Genomic DNA, 9879 nt, shown 5'->3' with positions numbered 1-9879 from the left:
CGAGGCTAGTTCCCGAACTCGCCCAGCTCTGCGAAGGCAAGGACCGCTCTGCCCTTGTGTTCGACAATGGCCGCGGCGGGCACCTCAAGCGTCCGGTGTCATGGTCCGACTGGTTCGCTGGAGCGGTCGATGGCGCAGGCGTGCCTCGAGTGACCATCCACGACCTACGTCACACTGCAGCCTCATTGGCAGTGTCGGCCGGGGTGAACGTGAAGGCCCTCCAACGCATGCTCGGACACGCCTCGGCGGCGAGTGTGCCCAAATCGTGCCCAGCAGAGGACGATAGGCACCTCCAGGAGGCATGAAAAAGCCCGTCACCAGCATGTTCTGGTGACGGGCCTCTGCGGAAGCGGAGGGATTTGAACCCCCGGTGGTTTTACCCACGCTCGCTTTCAAGGCGAGTGCATTCGGCCGCTCTGCCACGCTTCCCTGACCAGCAAGGGTACGTCAGAGTCCGGCCCTGTCGAGCACCACCCCGCTCCCTTCCCACAGGTCCGCCGGGCGAAGGGATCGAACGCGGGAACGACTGCGGTCCGGCCGGCAGGGTGTCCGCCCGACCGGCCGGACCGTCTGGCCTACACCGCCTCCGGGACCGCGACGCGCACGGGTGCGCCGGTGGCGGCCACCGCTTCGTCGGCAGTGACCCCGGGGGCCAGTTCCACCAGTTCCAGGCCGTCGTCGGTCACGTCGATCACCGCCAGGTCGGTGATGATGCGATCCACGACGCCGGCGCCGGTGAGCGGCAGGGTGTTCTCGACGAGGATCTTGGGCGAGCCGTCCTTGGCGCAATGCTCCATGACGACGATCACCCGGCGCGCGCCGTGGACCAGGTCCATGGCCCCGCCCATGCCCTTGACCAGCTTGCCCGGCACCACCCAGTTGCTCAGGTCGCCGCGCTCGCTGACCTGCATGCCGCCCAGGATCGCGACGTCGACCTTGCCGGAGCGGATCATCCCGAAGCTCGTCGCCGAGTCGAAGAAGCTGGCGCCCGGGATCACCGTCACCGTCTCCTTGCCGGCGTTGATCAGGTCCGGGTCCTCGTCGCCGGCGAACGGGTACGGGCCGAGGCCGAGGATGCCGTTCTCGGACTGCATGACGATCTCCACCCCGGGCGCCACATGCCCCGGGACCAGGGTCGGCAGGCCGATGCCGAGGTTCACGTAGTCGCCGTCGGAGAGTTCGGCCGCCGCGCGCGCGGCCATCTGATCGCGGGTCCAACTCATGCGGACACCTCCTCCAGCTCGCGGACCGTGCGACGCTCGATGCCCTTGTCTGCCGCCTGGGCCACGGTCAACGGCAGCACGGCGTCGACGTAGATGCCCGGCAGGTGGATCTCGTCCGGGTCGAGGTCACCGGGATCGAGGATGTTCTCGACCTCGGCGACGGTGTACTTCGCCGCCATCGCACAGAGTGGGTTGAAGTTGCGCGATGCCTTGCGGAACACCAGGTTTCCGTGGCGATCGCCCTTCCAGGCCCGCACGAACGCGACGTCCGGGCGCAGCGCCTCCTCGAGCACGAACGTCCGCGGCGCTCCGTCCCAGACGAACTCCGCCTGTGGTTTCGGGGCCGATGCCACCGCCACCGCGCCGTCGGCGTCGTGCCGCAGCGGCAGGCCGCCGTCGGCCACCTGGGTCCCGACGCCGGTCTGGGTGTAGAAGGCGGCGATGCCCGCCCCGCCGGCACGCAGCCGTTCGGCAAGGGTTCCCTGCGGCGTCAGCTCGATCTCGACCTCGCCGGTGAGGTACTGGCGTTCGAGCTCCTTGTTCTCCCCCACGTACGAGGCGATCAGCCTGCGGATCTGCCGGTTCTCCAGCAGCAGCGAGTTGCCGATGCCCGGGATCCCGCAGTTGTTCGAGACCACGGTGAGGTCGCGAACGCCGGTGCGTGACAACGCCTCCAGCAACACCGCGGGGATGCCGCAGATACCGAAGCCACCGGAGGCCACCATCATCGAGTCCGATACCGCCGACACCGCGGCGTCGGCGGAGGGTGCGGTCTTGTCCATGTGTCCCCCTTCAGGCGAGTCGGGCCAGCTTCTCGAGCACCCGCTCGGGCTGTGCGGAGGCCGGGATGCCGGTGAGCAGCGCGTCACCGGCGGGGATCTCGTCGTCGTCGGACCAGAACCCCTCCGGCAGAAGCGAGATCGTGGTGCCGTCGCTCGTCTCGACCTGGTCGTCGGTGCGCAGGGCGACCACCCAGTCCAGGTGCGAGGCGATGTTGGTGATCGCGCTGTAGTCCGACACCGACTCGGGCTGGGCGATGGGATCGCCGACGCGAGCCCGGGCGTCGAGAATCACCAGCGCCACCGGGAGTTCCGAGAGTTTGCCGAGCCATTCGGCGATGTAGGTCGACGCCGTGTCGGCGCGATCCGGGTCGATCTCGTCCAGCCCGGTACCGGCGACACCGTGCGCACGACCGAGCCAGCGCGCCGGCGACGGGAGCGAGAGGACCAGCGGACGACGGGCCGCGTCGGCCAGCGTCTTGGCGGTGCGTTGCACACCCGCGACGCCGTCCTCGTCGGCCAGCAGGGTACGGAGCGCATACCCCGTGCGGGAGCGCGCGCCCATCGCGGCGACCAGTTCCGGATCGGCCACCAGGTGCGCGCCCTGGACCGCGCCGACGTCGAGCCAGGTGGCGTCGGGATCGAGTAGGGCATGGACCTGGCCCTGGTGCCCGGTGAGTGCGGCCAGGTCGGCCCACGGGATCGGCTGCCCCTGGCGGATGACCGCGGTGGCGTAATCGGTGTGATCGATCAGGACCGGACGAGTGCGCCCACTGGCCGGCGAGGCGATCAGAGACTTCAGCGATGACATTGGTTTCTCCAGAATCGGTGTCGACCGGAAGGCCGGGTGCACCCGCGCGGGGTCACGGGTGCACCCGGCCGACCGGATCAGGCCAGTCGTTGGACGTTCTCGCCGTACTTCGACTCGAGCTCGGCGATCCGGGCCTCCAACTGTCCGATCTTGACCTCACGGCGGTCCGGGATCATGATCGGCGGCAGCTCGGCCAGCGGGGCGACCACGCGCTCGGGGCCGTCGATGGTGAAGACCGTGGCGGTCAGCTCCTCGACGTCTCCCCACGAGCCGTAGTAGTGGACGTCGGCCGGCGGCTCGTCCTGGACGAACTCCTTGCAGAACTCGTCGAAGGGCTTGCCGCGCTCCAGGCGCGCCTTGCGGGCGGCATCGCGCTTGGCGTTCGTCGCCTCGACGTCCAGGCGGAAGTTCACCGGGTCGTAGACCACGCCGAAGATGTCCTCGGCCACCTTCTGGGTGATGCGGCCCAGTTCGGCGTCGTGGACCACCGATTCGGGCAGACGCTCCAGCGGATCGCCGTAGCCGCCGCCGGCGCCCTGGCTGATCATGTACAGCTCGCCGTCCTTGGCCAGGTCGAACTGCAGGCCCATGTGGTAGGTCGAGTAGCGACCGTCCTCGAAGGGCTGCTCGTTCATGACCTTCTCGATCGACAGGTCGAACTTCTTCGGGTCCTTGCGGATGTGCTCGTAGACGTTCGTGCCCTTGACCATGCACAGCGGGTATGTGCCGCAACCGTATCCGCCGTACATGCCGTAGATCGAGGAGAACTTGGCGCCGGAGGTGACCGTCATGAAGCCCCACTGCGGGGTGCCCTCGGCGGCGACGATCATCTCGTAGCCCATGCCGCCGGTGAACTTGCCGAAGCCCATGTTGTCACGCACCAGTCGCTTGGAGACCAGCTGCATGAACGGGACCTCTTCCTCCATGACCTCCTGCTCGGCGGTGTCGGCCATCGCGCAGAACAGTGGCGAGACCGCGTCCTCACCGTCGCGGAAAGGCTTTGCGCCACCGGGCATGCCGTTCAGGTCGGCACACAGGTTGCCCACCATGTCGCCGTGCTGGGTGATGCCGCCCCACAGGAAGGTGTTGATCTGGTTGAACCAGTTGGCCACCACGTTGGAGTACTTGTTCGGCGTCGAGAAGCTCATCCGGCTGTAGAGCGCCTGGAAGGCCGAGAACCCGCGGAACGACGCCTGCAGCGACTGGCCCATCGGGGCGTCGTACGACGCGTCGGCCCAGGTCCCCTCGTCGGAGATGATCTCGATGCAGCTCATCGCCGAGGTGCAGCGCGGCAGGTCCGGCCACCAGAACGCCAGGATCGCCTGCATGAACATCGATTTCACCGAACACAGCGGCGAGTTGATGGCCCGGTTGAGGATCTCCGGCCCGGTCCCGCGCAGGTCCACGATCATCTTGTCGCCCTTGATCGTGATCTTGCAGGCGAACTTGATGAGGATGTTCTCCTTCAGCGTCGAGTCCATGAACTGGTCGAAGCGGTAGGTGCCGTCGGGCAATTCGCTGATCCGCCGGCGCACCTCGGCGTCGACGTCCTCGACCGTGACGCGCAGGGCCGCGACGAAGGTGTCGACACCGACCTCGTCGATCACCTTGTCGATGCGCTCCATGATCTTGCGGACCGCGGTGATCTTGACCTTCAGATCGGCCAGCTGCAGCTTGGGGTCGCGCACCGAGTGCTGCAAGAAGGTCAGCAGGTCCCGGCGCAGCTCGCCGCGCTCGACGATCTTGAACGGGCTCATCCGCAGGCCGTCGTCGAATGGGGTCTCCGAACCGGACGGCATGCCGCCGGGCTCGCAGGCGCCGTTCTCACCCTCGTGGATGGTGGCGGCCACCCAGGCGATGATCTCGCCGTCGCGGATGATCGGCATGATCATCGACTGATCGGTGTTGTGCACGTTCCCGAAACGCGCGTCGTTGTGGATGAAGCCGTCACCCTCGTGGACGCCCACCGTGGGCTCGTCCTTCCAGTACTTCATGATGTACCGAATCGGGTGGTGCAGGATCGCGCTGAACGCGATCACGCCGTGGCACGACAGGTAGGAGACGTCGCCGCTCGCGGTGTAGATCGCGGTGGTGAGGTCGCCCCACTTCGCGCCGGGTGCGGCGCCCTGGGCCTCGCACATCTCGTAACCCTCGTCGAGGGCGCCGGCGATGCGCTTGCGGATGCGCTCGACCTCGAGGCGGTCGACGCCGACGGCGATGGCCACCTCTTCGTGGTCGGTACGGGGCGCGATCGCATGGCTGCGCATGATCTCCGGGTCGGGCCCGAGGAACAGCGTGGTCTCATCCATGAACTTGTCGACCCACTCCTGCTCCTGCGGGGTCAGGACGCGGCTGTCATGGTCGTGAACTGCGGTCATGATGAACTCTTCTCTCGCTTGGAATGGTTTGTGGCTCAGTCCTGCAGGAACCAGACGGCACCCTGGCGGGTGGGCTCGAGGCGCCACTCCGGTTCGACGAGGAACGTGGTGTTCTCGGTGGTGACGATCGCCGGGCCGTGGATGACGTGCTCGTGGGTGAGTGCGCCTTGGTCGTAGACCGGGGTGTCGAGCGCCTTGTCGTGTCCGATGAAGTGGACGTTGCGCCGGGCCACCGGGGTCGGCTCGGTGCGGTCGCCGCCGGCGTCGAGGGAGTCGAAGTTGACCACGTCGCCGTCGACGTAGGACGCCACCCGGATGGTGTTGCACCGGATTCCGGCCTCCGGCGCCGCCGAGGACGCGCCGAAGCGGTGGCTGTAGACGTCGCCGAAGGTCTTGATGATCTCCAGCACGTCACCGACGCCGTTGATGCGGCTGATGCCGTCGAGCGCCACCGCCTGGGTGAGCAGCTGATTGCCGTAACGCATGTCCACCTCGAGGCGGTACTTCACCTCATCGCCGTCGAATCCCTGGCGCACCAGGTCTTCTCGGCCGCGGGCCTCCAGCTCCTCGACCACGGCGTTGAACTCGTCGTACTTGTCGTACAGCGTGCGGGTGGTGGCGTTGTAGAAGGTGACGTGGACGCCACGCTCGTGGAAGTGCAGCTGCTTCATGTTGCCGGCGCCGCAGGCGGAGAACACCGACGAGAAGGGCGGGGCCAGGACCCGGCGGATGCCGGCGTGGCGGGCGATGCCGCAGGCGTGCAGCGGGCCGTTGCCGCCGTAGGCGAGCATGGTGAAGTCCTCGGGGAGGTAGCCGCGCACGCGCAGCTCCTTCCCGATCCCGATCGCCATCTGCTCGTCGACGCTGTCCTTGATCACCCGGGCGATGTCGATGACGTCCATGTCCAGCGGATCGCACAGGGTGTCCTCGATCGCCTGGACCGAGCGCTTGGGGTTGAGCTTGATGTACCCGTTGGCGTAGTTCTCGGGGTCGAGGTAGCCGAGCAGCAGATCGGCGTCGGTGACGGTCGGCCGCAGGCCGCCCCGGTCGTAGCACGCCGGCCCCGGGTTCGAGCCCGCCGACTCCGGCCCGATCCTGATCGAGTTGTGGATGCGGTCGTAGCTGGCGATCGACCCGCCGCCGGCACCGAGGGTGTCGAGGTGGACCATCGGCACGCTGACCAGCCACCGATCGATGGTCGGCAGGAAGTCGTAGTGCTTGACGCCGCCCTCCGGCACCAGGCCGATGTCGAAGGAGGTGCCGCCCATGTCGGTGGAGATGACGTGGCCGAGCCCGGTCTCGGCGGAAAGGTGCTCGGCCGCACCGACACCCGCGATCGGACCGGAGTGGATGGTCTGCAGCGCGTCGGTGGAGTTCATCTGCGCCATGCCGCCCGAGTTGTGGATGACCAGCATCGGCTTGTCGTACCCGGAGTCGCGCAGGTTGTTCGACAGCTGCGACAGCGCGTGGAACATGATCTCGTGCAGGAAGCCGTCGATGATGGTCGACGTGGACCGCACGTACTCGCCCTTGCGGCCGGACACCTGATGGCCCAGCAGAACCGGGATGGCGCCGAGCTCGTGGGGCGGGAACTCGTCGAGGATGATCTCCTGGATCGCCAACTCGTGCACGGGATTCTCGGTGGCGTTGACCAGCGAGACGACGATGGCCTCGGCACCCTCGTTGACCAGCTCGCGCACCGTCTTGCGCACGTCCTCCGGGTCGAGCGGCGCGACGATCTTGCCGGCGGAGTTGATGCGCTCCTTGACCGAGCGGATCAGCTGACGGGGCACGATCGGGTCGGGACGCTCGGCGGCCGGCAGGTTCTGCTGCATGGTGTAGTCGAGGCCCTCGCCGTAGCCGCGGCCTCGAGACAGCGGGATGGTGTCCTCGAAGCCGTGGGTGACGATGGCCGCCACCTTCGGTCCCTTGCGCTCGATCAGTGCGTTGGTTCCGAGAGTCGTTGCGTAGCGGACGGAGTCGACCTCGCTGAGCACGGTGTCGCGGTCGAGGCCGGCCCGCTTGCAGGCCAGGTCGAGGGCCTCGTTGAAGCCGAGTGCCAGGTTGTGGTGGGTCGTCAGGGCCTTGGCGTCGACGTAGATGTCGTCCCAGACGAAGAAACAATCGGTGAAGGTACCGCCAATGTCGACGGATATGCGCTTCATGGTGCAGCTCCTATGTGGTGGGTCAGCGGATGTGGCCGATGGCCTTCAGTGCGGCGGTGTACTTCTGGGCGTCCTCGCCGGGTCCGTAGTTGAAGACCTCTTCGGGATCGACGCCGCGTTCCTCCCACTGCTTGCGCAGCGCGGCGACGTCGATGACCATGTCGACGGTCGGCGGATGGCCCGGCGGCAGGTACTCGACCTCGATCTGGGTGCCGCATCCGGGGCAGTAGTACTCCAGGATCCGGCAGTAGGTGGGGTCGGGGCTGAAGGTGTACTCGTAGCGCTCCGGGTCGATGATCGGCTGATGGATCTCACGCGGATCGCGGTCGTACACAAGCGTTCCCGGCTTGTAGTTGTCGTGGGCGGAGCCCATGTCGTGTTCACAGACCCGGCACACCCAGCGTTCGGTGTCCAGATCGATCACGAGGTACTCGGTCATGGGGACTCGCATCTCGAGTCCTCCTCTCAGATGTCGGTGTCTTTCAGGGCGGGGATGTCAGAGGGTGTCGTCGGTGAGGAGCAGGTCTCCGGCGGAGGTGACGCGGAACTGCCAGCCGGGCAGCACGCGGGCGGTGAAGAACGGGCCCTCGACGATGGCCGGCCCTTCGCCGGAGTTGCCGGGCGAGAGCTCGTCGAGCACGTGCACCGGCACCTCGTCGACCTGGTCGGCGCCGCTGCGCACCCGGCGGGTCCCGATGCTCGGCGCCGGGGTCGGGGTGACCTCGGTGTCGGCGGTCAGTTCCGGCTGGGACAGTTCGGCGGTGACGGTGAACCGCAGGGTCGCGAGCTGCTCGGGGTAGTCGACCGCGTCGCCGGGGATGTAGGGCCGCCGCTCGGCGATGTTGCCGTCGATCCCCTCGATGATCAGTTCGCTGGAGACCGTGCAATCGGCGAGGGCGTACCCCTCCTGGAACATGTCGCGCTCGGCCCGCTCGACCAGCTCGGCGTGGGTGGCCGCAGCTGCCTCGGTGGTGGCGACGGGGACCGTGACCTCGTAGGTCTTGCCCACGTTCGAGAACGAGATGCCCAGTGCGGAGAACACCGCGGCGGTGCGCGGGATCAGCACCCGCTTGACGCCCGCGACGCGCGCCGCGCCCGCGGCGCTCATCGGGCCGGCCCCGCCGAAGGCGGCGAGGGTGGTGTCGGCGTCGACCAGGTGGGAGAAGGAACCGGCGACGGCTTCGAAGTACGCCTGCTCCATCCGGACGAGGGCTTCTTCGAGGCCGACCCCGAGCGGCTCGGCGATGGTCTCGGTGATGACCGCCTTGGAACGCTCGGCGTCGAGCTTGAAGGTGCCGTCCAGGTAGGTGTCCGCGTCGAGCACGCCCAGCAGGAGGTTGACGTCGGTGATGGTCGCCCGCTTGCCGCCGAAACCGAAACAGGCGGGACCGGGTGCCGCGCCGACCGACTGCGGGCCGACCTGGATCTCGCCGTCGACCACCTGGATCACCGACGAGCCGCCGACGCCCTTGGAGTGGACCTCGCTCATCGGGTAGGAGATCGGCACGCCCTTGATCGAGCCGCGCTCGCGGGTGGCGACCTGCTCGCCCTCGACCACGCCGACGTCGGTGGTGGTGCCGCCGATGTCCATCATCACGACGCGGTTGAGTCCGTAGACCCGGGCCAGGGCAGCGGTGCCCTCGAGGCCGCCGCGCGGACCGGACGAGTAGGTCTTGAGTGCCACGGACTTGGCGACGCGGGAGGAGGCGCCGTCGTTGCGGTAGACCAGCAGCGGGTTGGCGACCTTGAAGTCCTTGAGCCGGCGTTCGGCGCCGTAGAGGAAACGCTCCATGGTCGGGTGCAGGAACGAGTTGATGACGCACGACCAGGTGCGGCGGGCGTCGTCGCGGTCGCCGGCGAGGTCCCAGCTGTAGATCACCGGGATCGACCCCAGCAGCTGGCGGGGGAACTTGCGGAGCAGGACGTTGCGCAGGCGGCGCTCGTCCTCGGGGTTGGCCGCGGTGACGACGACGCGCGCCGCGCCCAGGGTGGTGAGCCGGTTGACCGACTGGACCAGCTCGAATTCGAGGTTCTCGTCCTCGACGTCGACGGTCAGGTAGCGGTCGGCGATCAGGCCGTCCCACAGGTCGTTCTCCGCGTCGGACTTGCGCATCACCGTGTCGAGGTTCGACAGCGTGGTCAGGATGCCGATCATCGGTCCGCGGCGTTCGACCAGGGCGTTGGTGCCCTGGGTCGTCGAGTACCGGATGTGGTCGGTGGCGTGCAGGATCTTCTCGAGGTCGGCCTGCCCGTAGAGGGACTCCGACACCTTCTCGATGCCGCTGAACAGGCACTCGGACAGGTCGTGTGGCGTGGTCAGGGTCTTGGTGAAGGTGAAGCCCTGGCCGTCCCAGACACAGATGTCGGTCAGGGTTCCCCCGTTGTCGATGTTGATGAGTGTGGTCACTGGGGCGCACTCCTTGGTCCGGGAGTTCTCGATGGAACTCGGTTGGTGTGGACCCGGCGTCGTCGTCGGGTTCGGGAAGTGACGCAGACCACTGTGACGCGTGTCTCACACCCTCG

The 9879-nt window shown here is 67.6% G+C and carries 8 protein-coding genes and 1 tRNA gene; 1 reads left to right on the top strand and 8 read right to left on the bottom strand.

The window, feature by feature from the left end:
* A partial coding sequence (locus tag GP2_RS21225) for a tyrosine-type recombinase/integrase (RefSeq protein ID WP_006900990.1) occupies positions 1 to 305 on the top strand: 305 nt, incomplete at its 5' end.
* A gap of 39 nt (positions 306 to 344) precedes the next feature.
* Here the strand turns inward: GP2_RS21225 and GP2_RS13075 are convergent.
* The 8 genes from GP2_RS13075 to GP2_RS13040 form a co-directional block, all read right to left on the bottom strand.
* Positions 345 to 429 (bottom strand) — tRNA-Ser (locus tag GP2_RS13075).
* A 146-nt stretch (positions 430 to 575) separates the two neighbouring features.
* Entirely contained in the window at positions 576 to 1223 is a 648-nt protein-coding gene (locus GP2_RS13070) for a 3-oxoacid CoA-transferase subunit B (protein WP_006900989.1), read from the bottom strand.
* The gene (locus GP2_RS13065; protein WP_003890003.1) at positions 1220 to 2005 is read right to left on the bottom strand and encodes a CoA transferase subunit A; all 786 of its coding nucleotides are present in this window, start codon (positions 2003 to 2005) and stop codon (positions 1220 to 1222) included. Before GP2_RS13065 ends, GP2_RS13070 begins: the two co-directional genes overlap by 4 nt.
* 10 nt (positions 2006 to 2015) lie before the next feature.
* Positions 2016 to 2813 carry a hypothetical protein gene (locus tag GP2_RS13060; protein ID WP_006900988.1) on the bottom strand — a complete coding sequence of 266 codons (798 nt, stop codon included), beginning with the start codon at positions 2811 to 2813 and terminating at the stop codon, positions 2016 to 2018.
* Positions 2814 to 2890: 77 nt separating this feature from the next.
* Positions 2891 to 5191 (bottom strand): hydantoinase B/oxoprolinase family protein, encoded by a 2301-nt coding sequence (locus GP2_RS13055; RefSeq protein WP_006900987.1) that lies wholly within the window; start codon positions 5189 to 5191, stop codon positions 2891 to 2893.
* 35 nt (positions 5192 to 5226) lie between these two features.
* On the bottom strand, positions 5227 to 7356 hold the full coding sequence (locus GP2_RS13050; protein WP_006900986.1) for a hydantoinase/oxoprolinase family protein: 2130 nt from the start codon (positions 7354 to 7356) through the stop codon (positions 5227 to 5229).
* Positions 7357 to 7378: 22 nt separating this feature from the next.
* Positions 7379 to 7807, bottom strand: a complete 429-nt coding sequence (locus GP2_RS13045) for an acetone carboxylase subunit gamma (RefSeq protein WP_006900985.1) — start codon at positions 7805 to 7807, stop codon at positions 7379 to 7381.
* Positions 7808 to 7852: 45 nt separating this feature from the next.
* Positions 7853 to 9763, bottom strand: a complete 1911-nt coding sequence (locus GP2_RS13040) for a hydantoinase/oxoprolinase family protein (RefSeq protein ID WP_006900984.1) — start codon at positions 9761 to 9763, stop codon at positions 7853 to 7855.
* Between the last annotated feature and the right edge of the window lie 116 nt (positions 9764 to 9879).

It is taken from the genome of Gordonia paraffinivorans NBRC 108238 (genome assembly GCF_000344155.1).
Classification (GTDB): domain Bacteria; phylum Actinomycetota; class Actinomycetes; order Mycobacteriales; family Mycobacteriaceae; genus Gordonia; species Gordonia paraffinivorans.
The sequence above is the reverse complement of the archived record's forward strand: the minus strand, read 5'-3'. Positions and strand labels throughout refer to the sequence as shown.